Annotated in this window: 28 protein-coding genes; 22 read left to right on the top strand and 6 right to left on the bottom strand. The window is 67.4% G+C overall.

Features of this window, described 5'->3' with window-relative positions; genetic code table 11:
* The first annotated feature begins 48 nt into the window (after nt 1–48).
* The 20 genes from G537_RS43170 (at nt 49) to G537_RS42375 (ending at nt 20,734) form a co-directional block, all read left to right on the top strand.
* A complete protein-coding gene (locus G537_RS43170; RefSeq protein ID WP_162146150.1) occupies nt 49–1,137 on the top strand; it encodes an AAA family ATPase in 1,089 nt (362 codons plus the stop codon).
* Nucleotides 1,138–1,141: 4 nt separating this feature from the next.
* Complete coding sequence (locus G537_RS43935) at nt 1,142–1,801, top strand: DUF3226 domain-containing protein (RefSeq protein WP_155888783.1); 660 nt, start codon at nt 1,142–1,144, stop codon at nt 1,799–1,801.
* Between the two features lie 249 nt (nt 1,802–2,050).
* A complete protein-coding gene (locus G537_RS39955; RefSeq protein WP_051249154.1) occupies nt 2,051–3,175 on the top strand; it encodes a hypothetical protein in 1,125 nt (374 codons plus the stop codon).
* Nucleotides 3,168–3,530 (top strand): capsid cement protein, encoded by a 363-nt coding sequence (locus G537_RS0126190; RefSeq protein ID WP_026872630.1) that lies wholly within the window; start codon nt 3,168–3,170, stop codon nt 3,528–3,530. Before G537_RS39955 ends, G537_RS0126190 begins: the two co-directional genes overlap by 8 nt.
* Before the next feature lie 17 nt (nt 3,531–3,547).
* Nucleotides 3,548–4,489, top strand: coding sequence for a major capsid protein (locus G537_RS0126185; protein ID WP_026872629.1), 942 nt, complete (start codon nt 3,548–3,550; stop codon nt 4,487–4,489).
* The gene (locus tag G537_RS43930) at nt 4,489–4,662 is read left to right on the top strand and encodes a hypothetical protein (RefSeq protein ID WP_155888782.1); all 174 of its coding nucleotides are present in this window, start codon (nt 4,489–4,491) and stop codon (nt 4,660–4,662) included. Before G537_RS0126185 ends, G537_RS43930 begins: the two co-directional genes overlap by 1 nt.
* The gene (locus tag G537_RS0126175; RefSeq protein ID WP_026872628.1) at nt 4,659–5,087 is read left to right on the top strand and encodes a gp436 family protein; all 429 of its coding nucleotides are present in this window, start codon (nt 4,659–4,661) and stop codon (nt 5,085–5,087) included. Before G537_RS43930 ends, G537_RS0126175 begins: the two co-directional genes overlap by 4 nt.
* Nucleotides 5,087–5,584: a phage virion morphogenesis protein gene (locus tag G537_RS42385; protein WP_051249153.1), complete on the top strand. Its 498-nt coding sequence runs from the start codon at nt 5,087–5,089 to the stop codon at nt 5,582–5,584. The genes G537_RS0126175 and G537_RS42385 overlap by 1 nt, the downstream gene beginning before the upstream one ends.
* The gene (locus G537_RS0126165) at nt 5,581–6,021 is read left to right on the top strand and encodes a phage tail terminator protein (protein WP_026872627.1); all 441 of its coding nucleotides are present in this window, start codon (nt 5,581–5,583) and stop codon (nt 6,019–6,021) included. The genes G537_RS42385 and G537_RS0126165 overlap by 4 nt, the downstream gene beginning before the upstream one ends.
* Nucleotides 6,018–6,194 carry a hypothetical protein gene (locus G537_RS43925; protein ID WP_155888781.1) on the top strand — a complete coding sequence of 59 codons (177 nt, stop codon included), beginning with the start codon at nt 6,018–6,020 and terminating at the stop codon, nt 6,192–6,194. Before G537_RS0126165 ends, G537_RS43925 begins: the two co-directional genes overlap by 4 nt.
* A 3-nt stretch (nt 6,195–6,197) precedes the next feature.
* Complete coding sequence (locus G537_RS0126155; protein WP_026872626.1) at nt 6,198–7,136, top strand: hypothetical protein; 939 nt, start codon at nt 6,198–6,200, stop codon at nt 7,134–7,136.
* A 14-nt stretch (nt 7,137–7,150) separates the two neighbouring features.
* The gene (locus G537_RS0126150; RefSeq protein WP_026872625.1) at nt 7,151–7,483 is read left to right on the top strand and encodes a hypothetical protein; all 333 of its coding nucleotides are present in this window, start codon (nt 7,151–7,153) and stop codon (nt 7,481–7,483) included.
* Nucleotides 7,480–7,866, top strand: coding sequence for a DUF1799 domain-containing protein (locus G537_RS45655; RefSeq protein WP_064742217.1), 387 nt, complete (start codon nt 7,480–7,482; stop codon nt 7,864–7,866). Before G537_RS0126150 ends, G537_RS45655 begins: the two co-directional genes overlap by 4 nt.
* Entirely contained in the window at nt 7,863–12,824 is a 4,962-nt protein-coding gene (locus G537_RS0126140) for a tape measure protein (protein WP_026872623.1), read from the top strand. The genes G537_RS45655 and G537_RS0126140 overlap by 4 nt, the downstream gene beginning before the upstream one ends.
* Entirely contained in the window at nt 12,821–13,306 is a 486-nt protein-coding gene (locus G537_RS42380; RefSeq protein ID WP_051249152.1) for a hypothetical protein, read from the top strand. Before G537_RS0126140 ends, G537_RS42380 begins: the two co-directional genes overlap by 4 nt.
* Before the next feature lie 5 nt (nt 13,307–13,311).
* Nucleotides 13,312–15,273: a hypothetical protein gene (locus tag G537_RS0126130; RefSeq protein WP_026872622.1), complete on the top strand. Its 1,962-nt coding sequence runs from the start codon at nt 13,312–13,314 to the stop codon at nt 15,271–15,273.
* A gap of 9 nt (nt 15,274–15,282) precedes the next feature.
* Nucleotides 15,283–16,032 carry a hypothetical protein gene (locus tag G537_RS0126125; RefSeq protein ID WP_026872621.1) on the top strand — a complete coding sequence of 250 codons (750 nt, stop codon included), beginning with the start codon at nt 15,283–15,285 and terminating at the stop codon, nt 16,030–16,032.
* A 16-nt stretch (nt 16,033–16,048) separates the two neighbouring features.
* Nucleotides 16,049–16,588: a DUF1833 family protein gene (locus G537_RS0126120; RefSeq protein WP_026872620.1), complete on the top strand. Its 540-nt coding sequence runs from the start codon at nt 16,049–16,051 to the stop codon at nt 16,586–16,588.
* Nucleotides 16,585–16,992, top strand: coding sequence for an NlpC/P60 family protein (locus tag G537_RS0126115; protein ID WP_026872619.1), 408 nt, complete (start codon nt 16,585–16,587; stop codon nt 16,990–16,992). The genes G537_RS0126120 and G537_RS0126115 overlap by 4 nt, the downstream gene beginning before the upstream one ends.
* Nucleotides 16,982–20,734, top strand: coding sequence for a host specificity factor TipJ family phage tail protein (locus G537_RS42375; RefSeq protein ID WP_026872618.1), 3,753 nt, complete (start codon nt 16,982–16,984; stop codon nt 20,732–20,734). The genes G537_RS0126115 and G537_RS42375 overlap by 11 nt, the downstream gene beginning before the upstream one ends.
* Before the next feature lie 224 nt (nt 20,735–20,958).
* On the opposite strand, the gene G537_RS0126100 is transcribed toward G537_RS42375, so the two are convergent.
* The 5 genes from G537_RS0126100 to G537_RS43920 all read right to left on the bottom strand — a co-directional run bounded on the left by G537_RS0126100 (nt 20,959) and on the right by G537_RS43920 (nt 23,964).
* Nucleotides 20,959–21,675: a TylF/MycF/NovP-related O-methyltransferase gene (locus G537_RS0126100; RefSeq protein WP_026872617.1), complete on the bottom strand. Its 717-nt coding sequence runs from the start codon at nt 21,673–21,675 to the stop codon at nt 20,959–20,961.
* Between the two features lie 618 nt (nt 21,676–22,293).
* Nucleotides 22,294–22,497, bottom strand: coding sequence for a hypothetical protein (locus G537_RS0126090; RefSeq protein ID WP_155888780.1), 204 nt, complete (start codon nt 22,495–22,497; stop codon nt 22,294–22,296).
* Between the two features lie 45 nt (nt 22,498–22,542).
* Entirely contained in the window at nt 22,543–22,719 is a 177-nt protein-coding gene (locus G537_RS0126085) for a hypothetical protein (RefSeq protein ID WP_155888779.1), read from the bottom strand.
* Between the two features lie 35 nt (nt 22,720–22,754).
* On the bottom strand, nt 22,755–23,453 hold the full coding sequence (locus G537_RS39935; RefSeq protein ID WP_051249151.1) for an SOS response-associated peptidase: 699 nt from the start codon (nt 23,451–23,453) through the stop codon (nt 22,755–22,757).
* A 13-nt stretch (nt 23,454–23,466) separates the two neighbouring features.
* Nucleotides 23,467–23,964, bottom strand: coding sequence for a hypothetical protein (locus G537_RS43920; protein ID WP_155888778.1), 498 nt, complete (start codon nt 23,962–23,964; stop codon nt 23,467–23,469).
* A 181-nt stretch (nt 23,965–24,145) separates the two neighbouring features.
* On the opposite strand from G537_RS43920, the gene G537_RS39930 reads away from it, so the two are divergent.
* Nucleotides 24,146–24,925: a DNA-methyltransferase gene (locus tag G537_RS39930; RefSeq protein ID WP_211230515.1), complete on the top strand. Its 780-nt coding sequence runs from the start codon at nt 24,146–24,148 to the stop codon at nt 24,923–24,925.
* Here the strand turns inward: G537_RS39930 and G537_RS43915 are convergent.
* Complete coding sequence (locus G537_RS43915) at nt 24,922–25,740, bottom strand: hypothetical protein (protein ID WP_155888777.1); 819 nt, start codon at nt 25,738–25,740, stop codon at nt 24,922–24,924. The genes G537_RS39930 and G537_RS43915 overlap by 4 nt on opposite strands.
* Before the next feature lie 37 nt (nt 25,741–25,777).
* Between G537_RS43915 and G537_RS45480 the strand changes: the two genes are divergently transcribed.
* A partial coding sequence (locus tag G537_RS45480) for a phage terminase large subunit (protein ID WP_211230514.1) occupies nt 25,778–26,043 on the top strand: 266 nt, incomplete at its 3' end.

Raw genomic sequence — 26,043 nt, 5'->3', positions numbered from 1 at the left:
CCCGGATCGAAGCCCTCCCACGGGCGACACCGTCCCGAAGGCAAGACAATGTCGGCCGATCTGTATTTCCAGAACGTCGAAGTTGAAAATTTCAGAGCATTTCGGAAGCTCAACATAGAGAAGTTCTCTCGCATCAATGTAATCGGCGGATTTAATGCGGTTGGAAAATCAACGCTGCTTGAGGTTCTTTTTCTGACTGTTGATCGCAGGAATTTTCTAAGCATGATAAGGCCGTACGCCTGGCGCAGAATGCCTACGGAGGGAAGATTTTCCCTTAGATCCTTCTTTCCGATGCAAGATTCAGATTTCGCCCATATCGAGCATCAGAGCAGATTGGGCAAGATTCGTATTGATTTTGCTTATGCTGAGATTCCCGCAAAGACCGTCGTCGAAATAAATTCGGCCGCTATAACTCGGTCGACGGGCGAAACTCCGTTCGTTCAAGAGAACGAATTGGGGACAAAAGGTGTGATCATGAAATCGACCGTTAATGACGAAAAAGACGGCTCGATCTTATTTGTTGAATCTAGCACTGGAATCTTAACAAAGATTAACGAGAATGGAATTCACCCCATTCCAAATGCTAAATACCTGAGCGTTTCAACAGGTGTTTTGCAGACAGACGATGTTCAAAGCCTTTCGGACGCAACGATGGCTCGGTTTTTACCAGACATCGTAGCTGACCTCAAGGCGGTACTTCCTAGAATCCAGGGGCTCCAAATACTAATGCTTGGAGGTCAGCCCGCGATACATGCGGTTATGGACGACGGTCAGATATTTCCAATGGCATTGCTGGGGGACGGGGCCAAGGGAATGCTCGCCCTCATGCTGTCTGTCTATAATAATAAGCATGGAGTGATTTTTATAGATGAACTCGATTCGGCGTACCACTATTCAGTGGTGGCGAAAATCTGGGGAAAGATCAGCGAATTGGCCAAGAAACTTAATGTGCAAATATTTATAGTCAGCCATTCGCGCGAAACTATAACTAGTATCGCGAAGGGCGTGGCTGATGCAGGTAATTCTAACGAGTTTCTCTATATGAGACTTGAGAAGAAAGACGGAGATCATAACTGTGTGTACTATACGGCACAAGATGTAATCGACTCTGGTCACTTCGAGATAGAGATTAGGTGACACTATGCCGAAATATTTTATCGATGACGTCAGATCAAGTTCGGGAAAGCTCAAAATAGCGGATTATTTGATATTTGTTGAAGGGAAAGATGATGCGTGGTTTTTTGAGTGTCTAATGGATCACATGAGGATCGATCCGACAAAAGCTTCCGTGAATTATGCCGGAGGTAAGGATCGCCTCGCCTCATATATCGGGCTAGCCCTTCGGTCCCATGATTATACTTCAAAGAGGGTGCTGGGGTATGCCATCGTCCGAGATGCCGACGGTGACAAGGACGTCGCCGAGAAAGCCATAGAAGAAATATTGCAGGAGTTAGGTGAAGCCTGCCCGAGCGCCGGAAGCGTAGGTCAGACCGTCGACGGGCGTCGCCTAGGATTCTACTTGTTTCCAGGAAACGGGAAGATTGGCGATTTAGAAACACTGCTGTTGGGAGTGGCCGCTCACCCGATGAAGGCGGCATCTATAGCTACTCACTATTCTGATATTGTGGCGAAACATGGCGAGTTGGACCATTCGAGCAAGAGAATGGTCCAAGCTTACCTTGCCGTGGCGAGTTCTCCGCTCTGCTCCGGAGCCGGGCGCGGCATGCAAGTCGGAGCGTTCGATCGCTCCGCGCCCGCATTGAATGATATCGCCCGATTCATCAGAGATCTGATCATATAGACGCTGAGCGGCGCAGGATGCCGGGATTACCGCAACCCCGGCCACCCCCCCCCGTCCGGGCTCCCTAAGTCCGTAGAGGCCGTTAGACCCCCGTTAGCGACGATGCTGCGGGCGCGTGGACATAGCGGTCGCGCAATGGCAGCCTGAGACCGTCCAGGAGGGGCGCTCTGCCCCAACGATTGGGCCAGCTTAGGCCGGGGCCTCCCAACATATCACAGCCCTCGATCCCGTTCCGATCGAGGTTCGCCTGTGCCCAACGCCCCGCTCAATCCCTTCGACGCCTTCCGCGCCGGCACCCGCACGGACGCCAGCGGCGCCCGCGTCACCATCACGGCGGAGGATCTGGCGGCGTCGGCTGCCGCGTATGACCCGGCGCTGCGCCCCGCACCGCTCGTCATCGGACATCCCAAGATCGAGGACCCGGCCTGGGGCTGGGTCGGGAAGGTCGAGGCCAAGGGCAACACGCTGCGGGTCGCGCCCGAGCGGGTCGAGGCCGCCTTCACCCAGCTCGTCAATGACGGGCGGTACTCCAACGTTTCCGCCTGCTTCTACCGGCCCGACGCCAAGTCCAACCCGGCGCCCGGCACCTGGTACCTCAAGCATATCGGCTTCCTCGGCGCCCACCCGCCTGCGGTCGAGGGGCTGCCGCCGGTCCAGTTCGCGGCCGAGGACGACGGCGACACGGTCGAGTTCGCCTGGGCCGAGCGCACCCTCGCCAGCATTCTCCGCCGCCTCCGCGAATGGCTCATCAGCAAGGACGGGCTGGAGACGGCCGACCAGGTGATCCCGACCTGGGACGTGGACTTCATCGCCGAGGCCGCGGCCAGGCCCGATGACCCGGTCGCGAGCCGCGTCGCCTATGCGGCGCCGGCCACGCCCACCACTGACACCCCCACCATCACGGAGAACCCGATGTCCGAAGAGGACAAGGCGGAGCTGGATCGGCTGCGCCAGGAAAACCAGGCGAAGGACCGGCAGCTCGCCGCCTTCGCCGCCCAGCGCCGGCAGGAGGCCGAGACGGCCTTCGTCGACGGCCTGGTCGCCCAGAACAAGGTGCCCGCCGGCCATCGGGCGGAGGTCGCCGCGTTCCTGGCCGCGCTGGACGACAGCGAGGCCGTGGCCTTCGCCTCGGGGGAAGGCGCCGAGAAGGAGACGCCGGCCGCCTTCTTCCGCCGCTTCCTGTCGGCGCTGAAGCCGACGGTCGCCTTCGGCGAGGTCGTCGGCGCCGGTGGCCGCCCGGCCGAGGAATCGCCGAAGTCCATCGCCGATCGCGCGGCCAGGTATCAGGCCGAGCAGGCGGAGCTGGGCCACGCCGTCAGCTTCGCGGCGGCGGTCGACCACGTCACCAGCTTCGGGGAGGCCCGCCGTGCGTAACCATGGCCTGGTCAAGACCTTCACTGCCGCTGCGGCCATCGCCGGCCACCGCATCGTCAAGTTCGGCGCCGACGACGACACCGTCGCCCTGGCGACCGCGCCGGCCGACAAGACCATCGGTGTAGTCGACTTTCTAGGCTCCATCGGGCCGGGCATCTCCTGCGACGTCGTCCTGACCGGGGTCGCGGAGGTCGAGTATGGCGGCCCCGTGACCCGCGGCGACGATCTGACCGCCGACGCCCAGGGCCGGGCGGTGGTCGCCGCCGCCGGCAATCGCGTCATCGGCAAGGCGATGGCGACCGGCGTCCTCGGCGACATCGGCTCCGTCCTCATCGATCGCGGCGTCGCCGCCTAACTCCCAAGAGAGGTCCCATGGCCATTCAGGCGCCGTTCCCGGTCGACCCGAAGCTCACCGCCGTTGCGGTGGGCTACCGCAACCAGGCGTACATCGCCGACCAGGTGCTGCCCCGCGCGGTGGTGCCGTCCCGCCTGTTCAAGTGGTGGGAATACCCGATCGACGAATCCTTCGCGACCGGTGACACCAAGGTCGGCCGCACGGGCCGTCCCAACGAGATCGAGTTCCGCGCCCAGGAGCGCGACGGCTCGGTCGATGACTACGGCCTGGAGGACCCGATCCCCCAGGAGGACATCGACATCGGCGCCACCATGAACTACGACCCGCGGACCCACGCGACCGAGCGGCTGACCGACTACATCGCCCTCGGCCGCGAGATCCGCGCGGCCCGGTTGCTGTTCAGCCCGGCCACCTATCCGGTGGGCAACAAGATCCAGCTCGCCACGCCGGCCGACCGCTGGGACGACTACGAGAACAGCGATCCGATCGAGGACATCCTCGAAGGTCTCGACGCCTGCCTGGTGCGGCCGACCATCGGCGTCCTCGGCCAGAAGGTGTGGTCGAAGCTGCGCCGGCATCCGAAGGTCGCGAAGGCGATCCACGGCAACTCCGGCGACCAGGCGGTGGCCACGCGCCAGGCGGTGGCCGACCTGCTGGAGCTGGAAGAGATCATCGTCGGCCAGTCGCGGCTGAACACGGCCCGCAAGGGCCAGCCCGCCGCGCTGTCTCGGGTCTGGGGCAATCACGCCGCGTTCATCTACCGCAACCGCAACTTCTCGTTCCGTTCGCCGGACCTGACCTTCGCGGCGACCGCGCAATGGGGCGACAAGGTCGCGGGCTCGCGCCCCGACCCGGACATCGGCCTCCGTGGCGGCGAGCGCGTCCGGACGGGCGAGAGCGTCCGCGAGCTGGTGATCGCCGCCTATGCCGGCTACCTGATCGAGGACGCGGTCAGCTGATGGCAGACGCCAATCCCACACGCCGCGTTGCCCTGGTCGCGATGAAGTATCGCGGCCAGCGCTTCGAAATCGGCGATCCACTCCCCGACCTCTCGGAAGCGGACGTGTCCCAGCTTGGCGAGCGCATCGGCCCGGCATCCGCTAACGCCAGCCGCAAGGGCAAGGCGAAGTGACCTACGCCACCCAGGCTCAGCTCGAGGCCCGGTACGGGGCCAAGCTGCTGGGGCAGCTCACCGACCGGGGCCAGCCCGCGACGGGCCAAGTCGACGCCGAGGTTGTCGAGCGCGCCTTGGTCGACACCGACGCGACGATCGACGGCTACCTTGCCGCACGCTACCGGCTGCCGATCGCATCCGTGCCCAAGCTGTTGGTCGACATCGCCGAGGTGGTCGCAGTCTACAAGCTGCACCGCAAAGCGCCGGACGAGAAGATCGCCGCGGACTACCGCGACGCGATCAGGACGCTGCAGGACCTGGCGGCCGGCCGGCAGCGGCTGGACCTCGACGGCATCGAGCCCGAGGCCGGCCCCGGCGCCGGGACGGCCTCGGCCAGCGCGCCGCGCGTGTTCACGCCCGAGAACCTGCGGGGCTTCGCCTGATGGTCGGCATTTCGACACGGGTCGACAGCGCTGTCGTCCAGGCGGCGCTTGGGCGGGTGTCCGAGCGGATGACGAACGCCCGCGGCCTGTACGACAATATCGGCGCCGCGATGGTGGTCTCGACCCAGGCCCGGTTCGAGCGCGAGCAGGCGCCGGACGGCAGCCCTTGGCCGAAGTCCCTGCGCGCCTTGATCGAGGGCGGCAACACGCTGCGCCTGTCGGGGCGGCTGTACCAGAGCATCACCCACCTGGCCGATGATCACGGCGTCGAGTGGGGGAGCGACGTCGAGTACGCCCGCATCCACCAGATGGGCGGCACCATCGTGCCGAAAGCCGCTGGGGCGCTGCACTTCAAGTTGCCCGGGGACCTGGGCTGGCGCATGGCGGCCTCGGTGAAGATGCCGGCACGGCCGTATCTCGGCATCGACGACGACGACACGGCCGAGATCGTCGCCCAGGCCGAGGACTGGCTCGCCATCGCGGAGCCGCGGCCATGACCGTGGTCGACGAGGTCATGGCGCGGCTGGCCGAGAGGATCCCGAGCCTGGCCGGCCGGATCGGCCGGGCCGGCGAGCTGGAGGCGCTGATCAAGGCCGGCTCACTGCCGCAAGGGGGAACCGCGGCCTTCGTCGTGCCGCTGGGCTTCCGCGCCGGCGCACCAACCTCGGCCACCGGTTTGCACAGCCAGGAGCTGGTCCGGCGCCTGGCCGTGATCCTGGTCGTGGAGTTCGCCGGCGATGCGATCGGTGAGGCCACCATCCCGGAGGTCGACCAGCTCGAAGACCTGGTCCTTCGGGCCGTGGCCGGATGGAAGGCGCCGAGCGCCTGGGGGCCGCTCGCAGCCGAGCGCGGCGCGCTTCTCGGTCTCAATGCCGGGACGGCCTTCTACCAGGTCGATTTTTCCATGTCGCAACTTCTGAGGGTCACCCCATGAGCATCCCAAAGGCGGGCGGCAGCTACGTCCGCAAGCCGGACGGCACGCTGCAGCGTGTCGCCTTCACCGACACCCGGCCGCAGGCGCCGGCCCCGGCGCCGCAGCCGGCGACAACGCCCGCCGCGGCGCCCGAGGCCCCGGCCGACACCCCCAAGACCAACGCGAAGGGCTGATCCATGGCCGAGCCGCTGCGCTGGGAGAGCAAGACTCTCCTGATCAAGACCGAGGCCACCTACGGCACCGATGCCGCTCCCACCGCGGCGGACGCCATGCTGGTGACCGACGTCGAGTTCCGCCCGATGGAGGGGACGGACGAGGCGCGCAACCTCGAAATGCCCTGGCTTGGCGCGGACGAGGAGCTGCCCGCCGGCCTGCACGCGATCCTGACCTTCAGCGTCGAGCTGGTCGGGTCCGGCACCGCCGGCACGGCGCCGGCCTGGAGCCCGATCGCCCGCGCCTGCGGCCTGGCTGAGGTCATCACCGCCGGGACCAGCGTCGAATACCGTCCGGTCAGCCGGGCGCATGAGGCGGTGACGGTGCATTTCTTCATCGAAAGCACCAAGCATGCGCTGATCGGCACCCGTGACACCGCCGTGCTGCAGGTCGAGGCCCAGAAGATCCCCAAGCTGCGGGTCACGCTCACCGGCCTCTGGCGCAAGCCGACCAAGCAGGCGCCGCCGGCGGGCATCAGCTTCGCCGGCTTCAAAGACCCCGAGCTGGCGACGTCCGTCAATACGCCCGTCTACCAGATCGACGGCATCACGATGGTGATGCGGTCGACCAACGTGGATCTCGGCAACGACGTCCAGGGCCGGTTCCTGGTGGGTTCGGAGTCCATCCTGATCGTCGATCGGGCGGAGTCCATCGCCGCCGTCGTAGAGGCGATGGAGCTGGACGTCTTCGACCCCTTCGACGCCGCGGTCGAGCGCCGCAAGGTGCCGTTCCTCATGCAGCACGGCACGGACCCCGGCTTCATCACCGAAGTCGAGTGCCCGAAGTGCCAAGTCAAGCGGCTGAGCGGCTACCAGAACAATCAGAAGATCGTCGAGTGGCCGCTGTCCCTCACGCCGCTCCCGACCGCCGGCAACGACCAGTTCACCATCACGCTCACCTAAAGGACACAGCTCAGATGTTCAAAGTCGAGGCCAATCCGACCTTCAAGCGCAAGGTCGAAATCCGCACGCCGACCATGGGCGGCGGCTACACGGATTCGTCCTTCTTCGCGACGTACAACCTGCTGTCGGTCGAGGAGACGAACAGCTTCGACCTGATGAAGGCCGACGACACCACACGGTTCCTGCATCGGGTTATTGTCGAGCTGTCCGACATCACGGATGAGACCGGTAAGACGCTGTCCTACAGCGATACCGTCCGCGACCAGGTGCTTAATCATCCGATCGCGCGACGCGGCCTGATCGACACGTATTTCGACGGCATCACGGCGGCCCGAAAGGGAAACTGATCGAGGCGGCCCAGCGATGGGCGCGCGGAAAGCCCAGCCGGGCGGAGGGCGAGCCGGAGGCCATCAAGGATCTCCGGCGGCTCGGCGCCACCGAGGCCGAGATCGCGGAGGCGAAGCGACGCCTCGGTCTCCTCTCGACCGGCGACTTCGGCGTGTTTCCCGAGAACTGGCCCGCCGTCTGCGCCTGGTCCGCCGTCTGCACCCAATGGCGCACCGGCGCCGTTCCCGGCGGGCTCGGTCCCGGCCGGATCCTCTACCTCGGCCTCGACTACGCCGGCGCCCGCGCCGGCCTCGCCCTGGCCAGTATCGACAACACCCCTGAACTCTGGGCCGGCCTCCAGATCATGGAAGGCGCGGCGATCGAGGAACTGAACCGCCGATGACCCTCAAGATCGCGATGCGCATCGATGTCGACGCCGATGAGGCCGAGAAGCGCGTCCGCGACTTCAAGGCGTCGATCGCAGACATCGGCAAGGCGGCGCCGGCCGACGGTGCGGCGGCGGCGATCGACCAGATCGGCGATGCGGCGCAGGCCGCGGCAGCCGACACGGCGAAGCTGACCACGGCCGAGCAGGCGGCCGGCGCCGCTGCCGCCGCCATGGCGCGCCAGGCCGCCACGGCGGCCAACGATGCTGGGACGCTGGGGCAGAGGTCCGGTGCGGCCGGCCGCGATGTCGCCGAGCTAGCGGCTGCGGCGCGGGCGATGAGTGCCGCTGCCGCGGCCATGGCGCTGCAGGCGGCCTCGGGCGCTGCCGGCGTCCGCCAGCTCGGCGCGGCGGCGCAGCAGGCCACCGGCGAGGTTGCCGGGCTGGAGCGCCAGGCCGCCAACAGCAACAGCGCGGTTTCGGTCCTTACCGGCTCGCTCGGCGGCCTTCGCGGGATGCTGGCGGCGCTCGGGATCGGCGTCACGGTCCAGCAGCTCACCCAGATGGCCGATGGCTGGACCATCGTCGGCAACCGCCTGCGCCTGGTCGCGGCCAACGAGAACGACGTCACGCGTCTCCGGCTGGCCGTCTTCGGCCTGGCGCAGGACACCCGCAGCGCGCTCGGCTCCACGGCCGAGCTGTTCTCGGGGATTTCGCGCGCCGCCGCGACCCTCAAGGTGTCCGAGGGCTCGATCCTCGCCGTGACCAGGACCATCAACCAGGGCTTCCGCGTCTCCGGCGGTTCCCAGGCGTCGGCCGACGCCGCGGTCATGCAGCTGCTGCAGGGTTTGTCCTCGGGCGTCCTGCGCGGCGAAGAGTTCAACAGCGTCATGGAGCAGGCACCGCGCCTGGCCCAGGCGCTCGCGGATGCCTTGGGCAAGACCCGGGGCGAGCTTCGCGCGATGGCGGAGCAAGGCCAGCTCACGGCCGAGACCGTGGTCAAGGCGCTGCTGTCCCAGGCCGAGGCGATCGACGCCGAATACCAGCGGATGCAGGCGACCATCGGCGAAGGCTGGACGGTCATGTTGAACGGGGCGGAGCGGTGGGTGGGCCAAGCCGCAGCCGCCACCGGCGCCGCCGCTCTGCTCGCGAATACCCTTGTGGCGCTCGGGGGCAACTTCGAGCTGGTGGGGGCTGCGGTCGCCGGCCTGGCGGCGGTTGGGCTCGTCCGGCTGGCGACTTCCATGAGAAGCAGCATCGCTGATGCCGCTGCTCGGCGTGCGGCGGTGCTCGCCCAGTCGCAGGCGGAAGTGGCCGCGGCCCAGGCTGCCTACCAGCACGCCGCCGCTGATCTGGCAGCGGCACGGGCTGCCGTCCAGAGACGAGCCGCGATTGGGGTGTCGGTTGAAGCTCTTGCCCAGTTGCGTGCTGCCGATCTCGCCGCAGCGACCGCGGCCGAGGCGAATGCAGCCGCGACCAGCGCGAATGCGGCAGCCCAGGAGCGGGCGAGCATGGCGGCGCGGGCGCGGGGCTTGGCATCCAGCGCGCTGACCTTTGTCGGCGGCGTTCCCGGCATCGTGGCGACTGCCGCCGTGATCGGAGTCACGCTCCTGGCAACCGCCCAGGACGCTGGCGAGCGCTCGGCGCAGTCCTACTCCCGTGCCATGGAGCTGGCGGCGCGCTCCCTCGACTACGTGCCGCAGGCCGCGGAGGCGGCGAGCGGCGCAGTCAAGCAGCTGGGCACCGACATGCTGGCCTCGACGCAGGCGGCGGCAAGGCGCAGTGCCGAGGACGCGACGGCGGCGATCGACGCGATCCAGGCAAGGATCTCGGGCGCAGCCGGCCGGGCGACCGTGTCCGCCGGCGGCTCGCTGCTGGACCGGCTGTTCGGCAATGACGCTGGCCTCGAGTTCACCAAGTTGGCCGACGAGGTCGAGAAGTCGACCCCACGCACGGTGGCCGAGCTGGACGGCGTTATCGACCGGCTGAACGGCGTGCGCGAGCGGGCGCAGGCCCTCGGCGCCGGCGGCGTGGTGACCCGCATCGACACCTTCACCAAGGCGCTGCTCGACCAGCGGACGGTCCTGGCGGAGGAGGAGAATCGCCTCGCCAACGCCAACCGGGTGCTCGCCGAGACCGAGCGCCGGCAGCAGGCTGCGGCCCGTGAAGCACAGGGCTTCAACCAGGCCCTGCGCGAGCAGCGCGACATGATGAACCGGTACACCGGCAATGACGGCGCCGGTGTCCGCCGGGATATCGCCGCAGCCGCGGCACCGCAGGTCACCGCCGCGCGTGGTGCCGCGGCGGCGCTGGACAGCGCCGGCTTGGCGGGTCTGTCCCGGTTTCGGGTCGAGCAGCAGCTCGCTGCGCAGGCCGCGAAAGACGCCGAGAAGATCTTCAAGGACTATCAGGCCGCGCAGGGGGTGACCGGCGAAAAGGCCCTTTCGCTGGCCGAAGGGCTGAAGTCGCAGAACGCGCAGCTGCGCCTGGCCGCGCAGGCGGCGCAGGAAGCCGGACGCGCCACGGCCGAGCTGAACGCCGAGACCGAGCGGCGAGAGCGCCTGGCCAAGCTGGACCAGGACAATCGCGACCTGCAGGTGGCGCTTCTGGCCTGGCGCGCGCTGCCCAATGGCGTGCGGGACTATGCCCGCGCCGTGGAAGAGGCGACCGTCTCCAGCCGTGCGGCGGCCATGGCGCGGGATATCGGCCGCGGCGACGATCCGGCGGCGATCGAGGCCATCACGGCGAAGCTGCGCCAGCGGCTCGACCTGGAACGGCAGATCAAGGAGGAGCAGGACAAGCAGGCGCTGGCGGCCCGAATCCACGACACCGCGACCGGCGGCCTGTCCGGCTACAACCGCGAGCTGGAACTCGCGGCGAAGCTCCTGGCGGAGGGCCGCATCAGCCAGGAGGAGTTCTCGGCGGCGGCGTCGCGCATCTCGGTCGAGGGCTTCGAGGCGTACAGGAAGGCCGTCAAGGACGGCAACACCGAGCTGGCCGCCGCCATCAAGGCGCAGATCGAGGCCCAGGCCAAGATCGCGTGGGGGGCTATGCAGGCCAAGGCGGCGCTCGATGACGTGATCAGCCGGGCGCTCGACGCCATGATCTCGCTGACCCAGGCAGGATCGCAGGCGGGCGGCATCCTCGGCTGGGTCGCCGGCATGGCCAACGGCGTCCTGACCCGCGCGCGCCAAGCGCAGGGTGAGCCGGAGACGGTGCCGAGCTGGGACGAGTATTGGAAGGGCGTCCAGGGCCAGTGGTCGACCTGGAGCCAGGGCCACGGCGGCTCCGGTGGGTCGAAGAAGGAGTCCGACTTCGACAAGGAGTCGAAGCGGCTCAAGGATCAGATCCGCGACGTGCAGCTGCAGGCCGACACCATCGGCCTGTCGTCCGAGGCCGCGGCCCGGCTGACCGCGCAGCGCCGGCTGCTGACCGCGGCCGAGCAGGACGGCCGGAAGGTCACGGCCGAGCTGACCGCCGAGATCGACAAGCAGGCGGATTCCTACGCCAAGGCGTCCGAGGCGCAGCGCCAGGCGCAGATCGCCCAGCGCCAGCGGGAGACCCTGGCGGGGAATACGGTCTCGCTCGTCGGCTCCACGGCGCGCCCGGCCGAGGCCCGCAGCCGCGAGCTGGCCGACTTGTCCCGCATGGGGCGGCTGATCCAAGGCGGTGATCCGACCATGCTGGATAAGTTGGCGGAGTCGGGCTACTCGGTCGCGGACGCGCTCGAAGCCATCCGGCGCCGCACGCTGGAGCTGCAGAACCCCGGCCTGTCCGGCTTTCTCGACGGGTTCAAGACCAGCTTCCGTGAGCTGGCGACCACCATCGTCAAGGGCGGCGCCGATGCCAGCAACGCGCTGCAGTCCTTCCTGGACAGCCTCTACAGCCTGGCGCTGGACAAGTTCGCGTTCGAGCCGCTCGGCGAGGCGGCCGACGCGCTGTTCGACGACATCGCCCGCGGTGCCGGACTCGGCCGGTCGCCCGGCCCGACCCAGCCGGCCAATGACAACCCGAGTGGCGGCGGTATCGGCGGCCTGCTGGGCGGCCTGGCCAGCAGCCTGTTCGGAGGCGCGGCCAACGACAACGCGGCGGCGGCCTCGATCTCGATCGGCACGGCCTCTATCACGGTGGGTTCCGGCCTGCCGGGCATCGGCGGCGGCGCCAACGGCGACCTGCTGGGCGGCATCGCCCAGGCGGCGACCGACACCAAGATGGCGGCCGACCAGTTCAACCAGAATTTCGGCTCCGGCCTCAACTCGGTGACCGAAGGGGTCGAGCAGCAGGGCAGCGGCTTCCTGTCCGGCCTGGGCGGCGCGTTCGGGAGCATCGTCAACGGGATCGGCAGCTTCCTGGGCGATATCGGCGGCGGCATCGGGGACTTCCTCGGCTCGGTCGGCTCCTGGCTCGGCTTCGCCAAGGGCGCGGCGTTCGTCCGCGGCGCGGTGCAGCCCTTCGCCGCCGGCACCGTGGTGACCGGCCCGACCTACTTCCCGATGGCGGGCGGCCGCACCGGGCTGATGGGCGAGGCCGGCCCCGAAGCGATCATGCCGCTGATCAGCGGTGCCCGCGGCCTGGCCGTGCGCGCCGCCAATCACAACGGCCAGATCGTGCCGTTGCACCTGACCCGCCTGTCCGATGGCACGCTCGGCGTCGCGCTGCCGCCGGCCCAGCCATTCGCCCAGGGCGGCGTGTTCGGCGGCTACATCCCGGCGCCGCCGCCGGCAACGGTCGGCGGCGCGGCCGGCGCAGGTGGCGGCCAGCCGGCAGCGAACGTCAAGGTCGAGGTAGTCCGGGGCGACGGGGTGCGCGCGGACGTCCAGCAGGATCGCGGGCCGGATGGCGAGGAGATCATCCGGATCGTGACCCGGCGGGTCACCCAGAATTTCGTGCAGGGCATGGCGCGTGGCGACAGCGACGAGGCCCAGGCCATCGCGACCCGCTTCGCCCTCAACCGCGCGATGGGGAACCGGTCATGAGCGAGACCTGGCCGCTTGGACTGACCTACCAGCCGTCGCGGGACGATTTCGACTTCGACCCGCATGAGCCGAACCTCCGCACCGACATGGAGGCAGGACCGCCACGGGAGCGGGCGCGGTTCAGCCGGTCGCCAGCGACGTTCCGCCAGACATGGCTGTGGGACCTCGACGAGTTCGAGCTGTTCAAGGGCTGGTATCGCCACACGCTCGGCAACGGGCTGAAATGGTTCACAATGCCGCTGTTCACGGGGGCGAAGTACGAGCCGACCGAGGTGAAGTTCATCGGCCCGTACCGCCCGAAGCTGCGCGGCTCGATGACCTGGGCCGTCTCGGCGACGCTCCTCGTCCGCCAGCTCCCCACCATCAACGCCGACTCCGTCTGGTTCCTCGGGACCTACGGCCCCGCGGATGCGGCCCGGCTGATGGCGAGCTTGGACCAGCTCGTCAACGTCACCCTGCCCACCGCGCTTCCCACAGAGTGATCTCGATGGCCCTCGAAGACGATATCGCCAAGTTCCAGGCCAACGCGCAGCGCGCCAGCCAGATCGTCAACGGCGACGCCTCGACTGTCGTGCAGACTGATGGCGGGCCGGTGAAGAGCTTCGCCAACGCCATCAAAGGTCTGAACCTTGTCGGGGCGCGGCGCTACGCGACCAAAGCGGACCTCGACCTCGACCTCGCCTGGGACGCCGGCACGCTCGCCCAGGTCGAGAAGGATCCAATCAGGGACAACAACGGCGTATTCGAGAAGATCGGCAACGCCGGCGAGGGACGGTGGGTGTTCCTGAACCAAACGGCGTTCACCGAGCTGTCGGGCCAGGTCGCCCGCACCGGAGAGGACGTGGCGGCACTTCAGGATGTGGTCGTGCCAGAGAAGGACGTACCCGAGGGGGCCGTGGACGCCGACGGTTACCCGCTCCGCTACATCGTCGCGACGAAATCGGGGCGGTCGCCGATGCATGTCAACCGGCTGGGCGACATCCGCCTCGGCAACATCGCTCTCAAAAACCGCGTCTACACCGCGGATCCGACGACCGCGCCCGCCATTGAGGTGATCCGGACGCCGGGTCCGGGCCTGGTGTTCATCAACCGGAATGGCCGGGCCATCGCGCGGACACCGTCCTATCCGGATGAACGGATTCCGCTCATCGGCGGCGGGGCGGCGACCGCCAAGATGAACCGGACCGGATTGCTCGCGGATCGCAATTTGCTCATCGGCTACGGGCAGAGCCTGTCTAACGGGGCAATCAGTGGGGCGACTCCGTCCTCCGGCACGCCGGTGGTGCTGTCCACCACTCAGCCGTATCTGAATCTCAAATTCGCCACCGGCCCGCGCTTCGACGGGACGCAAGCCTTGACCGCCTTCGCTCCACTCACGGAAGTCGTCGGCGGCACCAGCGGCGAGACACCATGCTCCGCCGCCGCGAATGCACTGGTCGCGCGCATCGCCAAAACCACCGGCCTGGCTGCTTCCGAGCATGGAGGCGCCGTGCTCGCCGCAGCCTGCGGCCAGAACGGCTCCTCACTCGCCCAAATCGCGCCCGGAACCGCGATCTTCGACCGCATCGCCACCGTGATTGCAGCGGCCTACGACCTGACCCAGGCCGAAGGATCGACGCTGGCCGTCCCGGCGATGCTGATGACCCACGGCGAAGCCGATCAGGCGCAGCAGACCCCGCGGGCGACATATACGGCCGGCTTGCGTGCGCTGAAGGACCGCTTCATCGAGGTGGTTGCGGAGAAGGTGCCGTCGCAGCGGTTCCGGCCTTTCATGCTGACCGATCAGCCGGCCAGCCACCTGCGCTACTACAGCCGCCCGACGCCCCCCAACGGCCTTCCGACGCCGGAGATCGCCCTGGCTCTGCGGGATGCTGCGATCCAGGACCCCGACATCTTCTGCATCACGCCGCTCTACTGGGCGGACCACTACGAGGGCGACTGGGTCCATCTGACCGTGGAGAGCTACCGCATGCTTGGCCACTACTACGGCCGGGCTGGGCACAAGATCATGCTGGCGCGGGCCTTGGGCGAGCCTGACCCGGTAGTGGCCGTCGACCTGATTTCTGCCGAATGGCAGGGCCGGGTCATCGATCTCCATCTCAGCGTCCCCGAGGGCCGGCTGCAGTTCGAGACCTCATGGGTGGCGGCGGCCCCGAACATGGGCCTCGACCTGTTCGACGCCGACGGCACCGTGATCGACGAGATTGTGTCCGTGGACCTCCGGGGTCCTGATCGTGTGCGTGTCGTCTGCTCGGGCACGCAGCCGGCCGGCACCACCCTGCGCTATGCCGCTGGCCGCCCCAGCGTTCAGACCGTGTCGGGCCGGCTGGCCGGGCCGCGCGGCAATCTTTGCGACACCGCAGGGCTGACCGACCGCTACACGGACAGCAGCGGCGTCGAACGCCTGCTCCACAACCGCTGCCTGGTCTTCGAAACCGCCAAGCCTTGAGGGTGCTGAATGCCTGTTTACGTCATGCTTCCGGGTGACGATTTCGACGATCCGACCATGCCGATCGTCTACACGCCGATCGACCGGCGCCGCCTGCTCGGCTGGTGGCGCTTCGATAACGGCGAAGCTAGCCTGAACGCCCTGGGCGGCTTCGGCGGAACCCTGGCTAAGGAGGGATCGCCAACCTTCCTGGCCGATGGAGTCAAGACCGACTGGAACAATCGGCTGGCCACCGCCATTGCCGACCGTCTCACCTGCACCGTGATCGTCGTGGCCCGGCCGGCATCGGTGGGCGCGCCGTATCGCATTCAGGCAGTCTCCTCGCTTGGCGTCGCCGCCACGCGCGACAACGGCCGCGTCTGCTACCTGGTCGGCGACAGCACCGGCTACATCTCGACCCGGGCACGAGACGCCGCCGCGGGTCTGGTCGCGGTGAACTCCCCCGCTGTCCCGCTCTCCGACCTCGGCGGTCATCGGTTCTCGGCGCATGTCTTCGACCAAGAGGCCGGAGAGCTTCGGCTGTTCGCGCCCAGATACCAGTCGGCGATGGTCTCGACGCCAATCACCATGGGGGCCAATGCTGCCGGGACTGCTTTCCGCATCGGCGGCCCCGCACCCGGCGGGACTCAGCCGTCGCAATCCACTGAAGGTGTTCAGGCAGAGGTGCAGATCTGGGGGACGGCGCTGACCGAGGTGGAGATCCTGAGACTCTACGCCGAGAGCCAGGATTACTGGTCGGCAAAGGGCATCGCCCTGTGATGCTGAGCACAACGCGATGACCGCTCCCACCATCACCGCGGCGCTTGCCGAAGCCTATGCCTATGCCGCGCCCCAGACGCTAATCCTGCACACGCTGGAGATGCGGCATCCGGCGTTCCGCACCGAAAGCGGATCACCCGATGCCATCCGGGTCGTGCTCGATCACGACGATCATATCCTGACCCTCGAAGCCGACGCACCGCTTCACGGCGGTTTGGCGGTGGCGTTCAAAGGCTTCGCCTTCATGGTCGGACTGCCCGAGCAGGCCGCCGGCCGCCTGCCCGAGATGGAGATCACGGTCGACAATGTCAGCCGCGAGATCGCCGACCGCCTGGGCCAGGCCATCGCCGTGCGGGCACCGATCGAGCTGACCTATCGGGAGTACCTGGCCGCCGACACGTCAGCCCCGCAGCGGGTCATGAGCGGTTTCACGCTGCGCGAGGCCGTCGCCACCATTTACCGAGTGACCGGCCGGGCCGGCTTCCTCGACTTCATCAACCGCACCTTTCCGGGTCTCCGCTACACCCGCGAAGGCTTCCCGCTGCTCGCCCGATGACGCCTGCCGATTTCGTCAACAACCTGGTCGGGCTGCCCTGGTCACTGGGCGGCCAGGGGCCGGACACCTTCGACTGCTGGGGGCTCTGCCGCCACGTCCAGCGCGAGTTGTTCGGGCGCGAGCTGCCGATCGTCCGCGTTGGCACCGATGACGCTCTTACCATCGCGCGCACGATCCGGCACCACCACGCGCGCTCGGCCTGGACGCCGATCCCGGCAGCGGTTCACGGCGCGATCGTTGAAATGAGCCATGCCTCGACCCCGCACCACGTTGGCGTCTGGCTGCACCTCGACGAGGGCGGAGTCCTGCATGCGGCCCGCTCCGGCGGAGTTCTGTTCGACACCCCGGCCAAGCTGACCGCGGGCGGCTGGCGCTGTCTGACCTGGTACGATCATGCCGTTTGACGGGATCGAGCCGACAATCTGCCGGACGACGCCGCTCGGGCCGATCGCGCATTTCGAGCTGGCGGAGCCAGTGACCATCGCCGGGTGGCTGGAGAGCCACCCGATCGATCCGCGGATCCCGATCGTCTGCATCCGCAACGATGCCCCGGTGCTGCGCGCCGACTGGTCGTCCACCGTGATCGATCCGACCGATCGCGTCGCTTTCGTCGAGCTGCCGGGGGACGGCGGCGGCGGCTCGGCCGGCATCTTCCGGATCGTGGCCATGCTGGCGCTCGCCGTCGCCGCTCCGTACCTGGCGCCCGTCATCGCGGGCGCCGGGGCCACCGCGGCGACCCTGTCGCTGGTGACCGCCGGCATCACGCTGGTCGGCGGCGTCCTCATCAACATGATCCTGCCGCCGGCAACACCCCGGTCTCCCGGTGGCACGGGTGGGCTGCCGGCCGCGTCGCCGACCTACAATCTCCAGGCGCAGGGCAACCAGGCGCGCCTCGACCAGCCGATTCCCGAGCTGTTCGGCCGCCATATCATAGTCCCCGACTTCGCGGCGCCGCCCTGGGCGGATTTCCAGGACAACGAGCAGTTCCTGTACCAGCTGTTTTGCCTCGGCGTCGGTCGCTACCAGCATCACGAGGTGCTGATCGCGAACACCTCGCTCTGGCGCGAGGACATCGGCCTGACCGGCAACTTCGTCGGCGTCGAGCTGCAGTTCATCCCGCCCGGCGGCAAGGTGAAGTGGCCGTTCAACGTCGTCACCTCGGCCGAGGTTTCGGGCCAGAGCCTGCGCCACCTGCGGGCCGAAGGGAACGTCGAGATCCACGCGGCCGACCGGTCCATCCGGTTCACCGGCAACGACGGTCCCTTCGACCAGGACAAGTCGCAGGGCGCCGAGGGCTTCATCGTCGGCGATCGGGTGATCGTCAGCGGGTCGGCTCACAACAACGGCACGTTCACGATCGTGTCGATCTCACCCGACAGCAAGACGGTGATCGTGGCGGAGCCGGTGACGGACGAGTCCGCCGACATCGAGATCGTCCTGGAAGGCTGGGTCGGCCCCTTCGCGGCGTCCGGTCCTGGTCAGATCTGCAATAGGCTCGCCTTCGACATCGTGTTCCCGCAGGGGCTCTTCGAGGCCGACGAGAAGGACGGCGACATCGGCGACGAGTCGGTCACCTTCGAATGCCAGGCGCGCCAGATCGATGACATCGGCAACCCGATTGGGGAGTGGGTGACGCTCGGCACGCCCTTCGTGCAGCGGGCGACCGTCGACCCGCAGCGCATCACGGTGCCGTTCGACGTGGCCGATGGCCGCTACCAGGGCCGGATGCGGAGGACCAGCAGGAATTCCGACGAGACCAACGTCCGCGATATCTCGGTTTGGGGCGGGTTCCGCGCCTACATCGTGGGCGAGCAGACCTATCCCGACACCTCGCTTCTGGCTGTCCGCATCAAGGCGACGGACCAGCTGTCCGAGCAGTCGTCGCGCCAGTTCAAGGTCATCCAGACCCGCATGCTGCCGATCTGGACCGGAGCCGGATGGACCGAGGAGCGGCCGACGCGCTCGATCGCCTGGGCCGCGACCTACATGCTGCGGAACGATCGCTCCGGCGCGGGCGTGCCGGACAGCCGGATCGACCTCCCGGCCTTCCTGGCGCTGGACCAGGTGTGGGCGCAGCGCGGCGACACGTTCGATGGCATCTTCGACACCGAGCGTTCGTTCGAGGATGCGCTCGCGGCGCTGCTGCGGGTGGGCCGCGCGCAGCACATCAACCTGGGCGGCATCATCACCGTCACCCGCGACCGGCCGCAGACCATCGCCAAGGCGGTATTCACGCCGCGGTCCATCGTGCGCGGCACCTTCGAGGTCACGTATAAGCTCTGGGACCCGGACGCGCCGGACGACGTGATCGTCGAATATGTCGACGAGCGGGTCTGGACGGACCAGGAGGTGCGGTGTGCGCTCCCCGGCAGCGCGTCGAAGAAGCCGGCGCGGATGTCGCTGTTCGGCTGCGTCAAGCGGGACCAGGCGTTCCGCGAAGGCACCTATGAGGCGGCCGTCAACTCCCGCCGGCGCGTGTTCGCCAAGTTCCAGGCCGAGATGGAGGGGCGTCTGCTCCAGCGCGGCGACCTGGTCATCGTCAATCACGACATGCCGCAGTGGGGGTATGGCGGCGATGTCATGGGGTTTGATCCGGCCACCCTGACGCTCGACCTATCCGAGCCGATCGGTTGGACAGGGGCGCAATTCTGGATGTCCTTCCGCCGGCCGACCGCCGGAGAATGGGGGCCGGTGAAGGTCTCGCGCGGGGCGCACGACGATCAGGTGATCGTGGACCGGGCGGATCACGACCTGGTCGCGTCCCAGCAGGGCGTCACGCTCGCACAGATCATGCGGCTCGATCCGGATGCTGTCGTGACGCAATGGGCGGCCGGGCCAGGGAAGGAGTTCATCAAGCGGTTCCTGCTCGTCTCGGCGAAGCCGATCGACCTCACGCACGCCGAGCTGCTGCTGCAGATCGAGGACGACTACGTCCATACCGCCGAGCAGGGCCTTCCGGTCCCGCCCATGCCGCCGATCCTGCCGCTGCCGCCGGACGCCCCGGTGATGCGCGACCTGCGGATTGCGCAGGACCCGAACAGCCTCGACCCGATCCTGCACCTGTCCTGGGCCGTGGCGCCGGGGGCGGCGAGCTACATCATCCAGACGTCGCGGGACACCATTGCCTGGTCGACGGTCTATGCCGGCGAGGCCAACCGCGTCACCCTGCGGCCCGAGCCGGGGATGCTCTACATCCGCGGTGCCGCGGTCGGGACGTTCCGCGGGCCGTTCACCGCGCCGATCGGCGGGGTCTACGGCCAGCCGCAGATTCTGCCCGCGGTGGTCTCGGGCCTTGCCCTCGAAACCCGGTACGCCGCCGGCTCGGCACGGCTGCGGTTCAATCTGGCACCGCGCGCCGCATCCTACCAGGTGTCGGTCTACATCGAGGACGCCACGCCCGGCGTGTTCGACAAGCTCGCGTTAGCGCTCTCCACACCGCTGCCGCCGCTAACGATCTCGGCCGGCGACGTGCAGCCAGTCGGTGGCCCCTGGCGACGGTTCGAGATCCGGGTGGTCGGCGTCAACGAGGCTGGGCAATCCCCCACGCCCGCCGTGCTGCGCGTCCTCGATCCAGCGCCCGAACCGCCGGCCAACATCACCGTCACGCCCCAGCTCAACGGGCGGATGCGGGTGAGCTGGGATGCGGTCGCCGAGCCGGATTTCAAGTCGTATGCCGTCTACCGGGGATCGTCCGCCGACTTCACGCCGCTGCCGTCCAACCTGGTCTATGAGGGGACCGCGACCCAGCTCGAGGTCGACGCGCCGCCGGCCGGCCAGACGCACCATGTGCGGGTGGAAGCCCGAGACCTCTTTCCCGGTGACTACCTGATCTCGGCAGGAATTCCGCTGACGACTGCCCAGCAGCCGCCGCCGGCACCGGAGAACCCGGAGCTGACCAACGCCTACACCTCGCCGGATTTGGTGTTCCAGTGGGAGCCGTCGACCGGGGCGACCGAGTACCAGATCGCGGTGCGGCCGAACGGCCAGGCCACGGCGGTGCGCACCTACCGGGCGCTCTACAACGGCTGGACCTACACGGCCGACCTGATTGCGGCCGATGGCGGCCCCTGGCCTGCGCTGGAGCTGGACATCAGGGCCAAGAACGGTGCCGGCCTGTCGCCGGCGACCACGCTGGCGCTGCCGTAAGGCCGCCTGGCGGAGGCCAGCTCGGCCTCGCGGATCTTGAACAGGTGAATCCGAGGGGAGGCGCGGCGCGTCCGAGCCGCGCCTCCTCAACTAACCCAAGTCGTCGTCGGGATGCCGTGACATGCCAATGTCTTCGCCGCGGCAGACGCGCACGAGCAGGACGACACCTTCGACCCACAAGAGGCCGAAAAGGATCGCCGTCAGGAAGCTTGTAGCGTCGTGGATCACCGGCCGCTCTTTCGCAGTATCACATTCTCGCCGTCCTCGACGGCAAAGTCGCGCCGGGCTGCGAGGAACTCGTCGGTCGCCGTCTTGCAGCTCGGGTAGTCATGATAGTCGTCGAGAACGATCACACCGCCTGGGCTCAGGCGGTCGGCGACGGCATTGAGGCAGAACCGCACCGGGTCATACCAGTCGCAGTCGATGTGCGCGAAGGCGATGGATTGGACCGGTGCAACCGGCACAGTCTCCTCGAACAGGCCTTTGTGGAGGCTGATGGACCGACCGTCCACCGGCAGTCCGTGCCGTGCCATCGCGCGGCAGACGTCGCCGTACAGATCCTTGCGGTAACCATAATACACGTCGCCCCCGATGCCCTGCGAGGCGCCGCTGGCGATCACCTCGTATCGCTTCCGGGCCTTGGCATCGTCCTTTTCGGATGTCGGCGGCGGGATCATGCCGAAGACATCGAATCCGTGGAACGGCCGACCGGCCGCGGTGGCCTGCTTGCCCAGCAGGATCGTCGAGCCGCCGAGGGCGATGCCGAATTCAAGAACATCGCCGGCCACGCCGGCGCGCAGAACGCTGCGGGCTGAGCGCTCCAGCCGGTTCAGCTTCACGGGGGAGAGATAGGTCAGCCTGTCCCGGACCACCGCCCGTGCGGCGGGGCTCATCGATAACCTGTTCTGCACGCGCTTGATTCGCTGGATCAGCGACCGCATCTGCTCCCCCCACATTGCCACGCCGCAGGATAGGCGGCCCGTCCTGCTCTGTCACGCTGGCGTGGAGGCATGCCGTGGCCGCCGGCCTCGGCACCGGCAAATCGCCTAAGCAGGCGTTGGCTTTCGGGCCGCGCCATCAGCGCCACGGCCGCCGCACGGATCGTGCTCGCGACAGTACCAGGCAGTGCGGGCGCCGACCTCATGTCCGTAGCTGCCCCAGGCGGTGCAGCCGGGGGCCTCGCAATAGTGCGTCCAGTGGACGTCGTTGGGCTTTGGCGGGGTCAGGATGTCGGTCATGGGCGATCGATAGCGCGGCGGGGCTGAGTCGCCAAGTCGCTAAGCGCGCGGCCTGATCACCGCGTCGATCGCCTCCTGGGCTGCGCGGTTCACTGGTCCATCGTCCTCCGGCTCCGGCCCGACCTGCCAGATGATCTGAACGACACCGTTCGGCCGCACCTTGAAGCGTCCGCGGTACTCGGCGCTCCGCACTGTGCCTTCGTAGCCGCCGTGCGTAACCGTCCAGTCTGAAGCGTCGCGACCCTTGGCCATGCGCCAGCAACAGGCGCAGCAGATCGCGAGTTCCGATCAGTGGCGGGGTCGGCGTTTCGGTCGCCAGCCTCACCGTGGCAGCATGCAAAGTTGGATGCGGGAGGCTGCCCTGGTCCTGCAGCGCCGGCATTTCAAGATCAGCTCCAGCTTGATCAGCCGAGCCGTTGGGCCGAATGCCTCGACCAATTTGCGCCGGTCCAGCTCCCGCCGCGTCTTGCACCGGCCGCACAGCGCCACGATGGCGGTACCCGACGAGACGTCGGACAGCCGCATTCCGACGTCCCAATTGTCGACGATGCGTTCGCGGACCAAAGCACCCTAGCGCGCCTCCGGGTCGCCGTAGATCTGCCGCTCGGCCGCGTCGATCCCAAGCGCCAGCAACTCGCGAATCTGCTGCTCGGTCATCGCCCTGTCGCGAGCTGCGGCGACCACTCGTTCGCGCCGAGATCTCACCCGGTACAGCGTCAGCTCCGGGTCGGCGTCGTTGCGGGCCATCCGGAGGAACTCGGAGAATGGGCCTCGCCGGTGTTTCATGCTGCCAGCTCCGGCCGCAGGGCGTCGAGCAGATCACGATTGCTCATGCCTCGGTCGCGAAGCTGGATGGGACGCGAACTCATCCGGGCGCAATCCGGATACGGCCGCAGCATCGCCTTCAATTCGGCCTCGGTCGCTGGCGTCTCACCCAGCCAGGCCGACCAATGCTCCGGCGGCATAATCGCCGGCATCCGGTCATGGACCTCAGTCACCACCGGATTCGCCGGGACCGTGATGACGGTATAGCTCTTGACCCACGTACCGCTGGGCGAGCGCCAGCCGTCCCAAAGGCCCGCGAGGGTCATGGGGCTGCCATCGGAGAAGCTGAACGCATGCTTGACGCCCCGTCCATGGCGCCCGACCGTTTTCCGTTCGATGAAGGCCGCTGCCGGAACCAGGCAGCGGCGCCGGCGGAACGGCTCGATCCAACAGCGCCGCTCGGTCAGGTTCTCGGCCCTGGCGTTGTAGGTCTTCTGGTACTGCGCCGGATCGCGGGCGAAGTGGGGGATCAGGCCCCATAGCAACAGGTCGGCCGACCGTTCCTGGGTTGCCGGGTTGTAGCGGATCACCAGGCCCCAACTGCCGGGCCGCTGGTCGGCTTCGAGCCGTGGCCGCGTGCCGTCCTTCGGCAGGGTCAGGCGGTACAGCGCGTGGATCTGCGGCCAGTCGAGATTATTGGTGTTCTCGCCGCACATTGCGGCCTCCCTCTCACATTTCCGCGAAGCCCTCGGGCAGGCGCCCGTAGCGGGCCAGGATCACCGGCTCGTCGTAATCCCCGGCATCCGGGTCTGCGGTCTGCTGCACGGCGACGGCGCCGGTCGCCCGGCCAGCCTCGACCATCCGCTCGGCCGCCCGGAGCGCTTGGCTCTTCGCCTTGAAGCCGGCATCGGGCAGGCGCTGCCATCCCAGCTTCTTGCCGCGCCTGGCCCGCATCTCGCCCCATTTGGCGGCGGCGACGATGTACAGGGTGTTTCGGCCGCTGCGCGGCTCGTCCGCGAACTCCGCCTGCTTCGCCGCGGAGGGCGTGATCAGCGGCGCTTGGGGAAGGGTGGGCGCGGCGACCCTCGCCGGCTCGGCGGCAGGCGCAGGTGCCGCGTCCGCCTCTGGTTTTGCGGTTTTCGCCAGGAACGACGCCTCGGCCGCCCGCACGGCGGCCTCCAGGTCCGCGTCCGGTGCCTGGGCATCGAGCGGCAGGGCCAGCGTCATCTGGGGCTTGGTCTTCTTCGTCCGTTTCATGATCTCCGAACTCCTCCGTCGCGTCGACGGGGGCTGGGGCGCTGCAACGCCCCGAGCCGCGAGAGGGGCACTCGCTCGTTTCCGACCCGTCGATCGCCGCGCGACGACGTGAACAAAGGTAGAACAGATTTTGCGAGAGTCGAGTCGAATCTTGGGGGCTCCGGCCCTCATCCATCGGGCCAAGGTGCGTCGGATCGGCGACGCCACCCTGTACTGCGGCGAGTCGCTGGGCATCATCCCGGACCTCGATCCGGTCGATGCTCTGGTGGCCGACCCGCCCTACAGCTCGGGCGGCGTCCACTCCACCGACCGGATGGCCAAGCCATCGCAGAAGTATGTGAGCGCCGCCCAGCGGCACCTTTACCGGGACTTCTCCGGGGACAACCGCGACCAGCGCAGCTATCTCGCCTGGTCGGCCCTCTGGCTGGCTGCCGCGTTGAAGATCGCGCGCCCAGGCGCCCTCTGCCTGGTTTTTAGCGATTGGCGGCAGCTGCCGGTGACGACCGACGCTATCCAGGCTGGAGGCTGGCTCTGGCGCGGATTGTGCATCTGGGACAAGACCGAGGCGGCCAGGCCGCAGCGGGGGCGCTACCGAAACCAGGCGGAGTACATCGCTTGGGGCTCCAACGGGCCGCTGCCTGTCGACGGCCCATGCCTACCGGGGGTGTTTCGGCACCGGGTGCTGCCCGATGACAAGCATCACCTGACTGGCAAGCCGACACGGCTCATGAGTGATCTACTTCCGCTCTGCGGCCAGACGGTGCTCGATCCCTTCATGGGCTCGGGCACGACCGGCGTCGCCTGCGTCCAGCTCGGCCGGCGATTCATCGGCATCGAGCAGGATGAAGGGTATTTCGAGGTGGCGTGCCGCCGGATCGAGGAGGCTTGTAGGTTGCTCGATCAGGCGCCACCCGCGGCCAACGAGCCCTAGGATGCAGAGGCGGGGCCGGCCGAAGACGGCCGCCCCGCCATTTGGCGATGGAGGCTGTCAAGAAACTCGATCACGAAGCCAGCCTTAAGGATGTGCAGAAGCGTTGCGCCGCCCCGAACGATGATGCCCGCGAAGTAGGCGCGCGGCTGTTCATCTTCAATCTGTAGGACAAAGGCCGGCCCACCACTCATACCATTGGGATCGAAGGTCAGAGGTTGGACAGGTTGAACAGTTATCAGCGCTGGGTCTGCTGACTGAGAATGAAACGTGCAGGTGATGTGTCTGCGCCGAAGGCCCAGATGGTTATTCTCAGCGAGGTCGTAGTTCTGATCATTGAAGGGATAGCCACACAGCAGGAACCCGACAACGTGATCCCTCGGGACGTCGGGTGGCCTCCTGGTCAGGTTGAAAAACCGACCTCCAAGTTCGGGAATGTCCCTGCACGGCTCTGTGAAATCGAATGCGATGATGTCATGGGCATCTGTGTCCGGATGAAGGCTATACCCCGCGCGTCCCGCCGTCGTGACAAGGTTTCTTCCATTGCCGATAAGCATTGACACCTGTGACTCATCGACCCCCTGAAGTTGATGCTGTGACGTCAGGAGAAGCTCGCGACCGCGATGGCGAACCGGTGTCGCCGAGCCCCGGAGCCAAACCTTGTACGTCTCGTCCTCGTTGTTGTTGATAACGAGCGGGTGCGCATGATGTGCCAAGGCACCTTCGATCGAGCGCCCAGGAACGAGCACACCGTTGAGGTCGACGGCAAGGTCGGCGAGCTGGCTAAGGATGGTGCCGCCCCCCTGTTGGCCGGGCATCAATGAGTTACCTGATCAGCGAGCAACATGAGGATCTATGTATCACCGATCCCGGTTGCCCCGCATAGATCGGCGGGCTTTCGGTCCAAAACCGACTGCCCCATCATCCAAAATCGCGCGCCCGGCTATACCCGGCTATAACCGCATCCTGACGCCGGGCGGCGGCCGGATCATCTTCCAGGGCATGCAGAACCACACGGCCGAGAGCATCAAGTCGCTGGAGGGCTACGACATCGCCTGGGTCGAGGAGGCGCAGTCGCTGTCGAAGCGCAGCCTGGAGCTGCTGCGCCCGACCATCCGCAA

The sequence above is a fragment of the Inquilinus limosus DSM 16000 genome (assembly GCF_000423185.1).
Classification (GTDB): Bacteria; Pseudomonadota; Alphaproteobacteria; order DSM-16000; family Inquilinaceae; genus Inquilinus; species Inquilinus limosus.
This window is presented reverse-complemented; position numbering and strand designations above follow the sequence as displayed.

What these genes read in the sequence shown, in the direction of transcription:
- G537_RS43170 (WP_162146150.1), top strand. Translation starts at nt 49, where the DNA reads ATGTCGGCCGATCTGTATTTCCAGAACGTCGAAGTTGAAAATTTCAGA.
- G537_RS43935 (WP_155888783.1), top strand. Translation starts at nt 1,142, where the DNA reads ATGCCGAAATATTTTATCGATGACGTCAGATCAAGTTCGGGAAAGCTC.
- G537_RS0126185 (WP_026872629.1), top strand. Translation starts at nt 3,548, where the DNA reads ATGGCCATTCAGGCGCCGTTCCCGGTCGACCCGAAGCTCACCGCCGTT.
- G537_RS43930 (WP_155888782.1), top strand. Translation starts at nt 4,489, where the DNA reads ATGGCAGACGCCAATCCCACACGCCGCGTTGCCCTGGTCGCGATGAAG.
- G537_RS42385 (WP_051249153.1), top strand. Translation starts at nt 5,087, where the DNA reads ATGGTCGGCATTTCGACACGGGTCGACAGCGCTGTCGTCCAGGCGGCG.
- G537_RS0126165 (WP_026872627.1), top strand. Translation starts at nt 5,581, where the DNA reads ATGACCGTGGTCGACGAGGTCATGGCGCGGCTGGCCGAGAGGATCCCG.
- G537_RS43925 (WP_155888781.1), top strand. Translation starts at nt 6,018, where the DNA reads ATGAGCATCCCAAAGGCGGGCGGCAGCTACGTCCGCAAGCCGGACGGC.
- G537_RS0126155 (WP_026872626.1), top strand. Translation starts at nt 6,198, where the DNA reads ATGGCCGAGCCGCTGCGCTGGGAGAGCAAGACTCTCCTGATCAAGACC.
- G537_RS0126150 (WP_026872625.1), top strand. Translation starts at nt 7,151, where the DNA reads ATGTTCAAAGTCGAGGCCAATCCGACCTTCAAGCGCAAGGTCGAAATC.
- G537_RS0126140 (WP_026872623.1), top strand. Translation starts at nt 7,863, where the DNA reads ATGACCCTCAAGATCGCGATGCGCATCGATGTCGACGCCGATGAGGCC.
- G537_RS42380 (WP_051249152.1), top strand. Translation starts at nt 12,821, where the DNA reads ATGAGCGAGACCTGGCCGCTTGGACTGACCTACCAGCCGTCGCGGGAC.
- G537_RS0126130 (WP_026872622.1), top strand. Translation starts at nt 13,312, where the DNA reads ATGGCCCTCGAAGACGATATCGCCAAGTTCCAGGCCAACGCGCAGCGC.
- G537_RS0126125 (WP_026872621.1), top strand. Translation starts at nt 15,283, where the DNA reads ATGCCTGTTTACGTCATGCTTCCGGGTGACGATTTCGACGATCCGACC.
- G537_RS0126120 (WP_026872620.1), top strand. Translation starts at nt 16,049, where the DNA reads ATGACCGCTCCCACCATCACCGCGGCGCTTGCCGAAGCCTATGCCTAT.
- G537_RS0126115 (WP_026872619.1), top strand. Translation starts at nt 16,585, where the DNA reads ATGACGCCTGCCGATTTCGTCAACAACCTGGTCGGGCTGCCCTGGTCA.
- G537_RS42375 (WP_026872618.1), top strand. Translation starts at nt 16,982, where the DNA reads ATGCCGTTTGACGGGATCGAGCCGACAATCTGCCGGACGACGCCGCTC.
- G537_RS0126100 (WP_026872617.1), bottom strand. Translation starts at nt 21,675, where the DNA reads ATGCGGTCGCTGATCCAGCGAATCAAGCGCGTGCAGAACAGGTTATCG.
- G537_RS0126090 (WP_155888780.1), bottom strand. Translation starts at nt 22,497, where the DNA reads ATGCGGCTGTCCGACGTCTCGTCGGGTACCGCCATCGTGGCGCTGTGC.
- G537_RS0126085 (WP_155888779.1), bottom strand. Translation starts at nt 22,719, where the DNA reads ATGGCCCGCAACGACGCCGACCCGGAGCTGACGCTGTACCGGGTGAGA.
- G537_RS39935 (WP_051249151.1), bottom strand. Translation starts at nt 23,453, where the DNA reads ATGTGCGGCGAGAACACCAATAATCTCGACTGGCCGCAGATCCACGCG.
- G537_RS43920 (WP_155888778.1), bottom strand. Translation starts at nt 23,964, where the DNA reads ATGACGCTGGCCCTGCCGCTCGATGCCCAGGCACCGGACGCGGACCTG.
- G537_RS43915 (WP_155888777.1), bottom strand. Translation starts at nt 25,740, where the DNA reads ATGCCCGGCCAACAGGGGGGCGGCACCATCCTTAGCCAGCTCGCCGAC.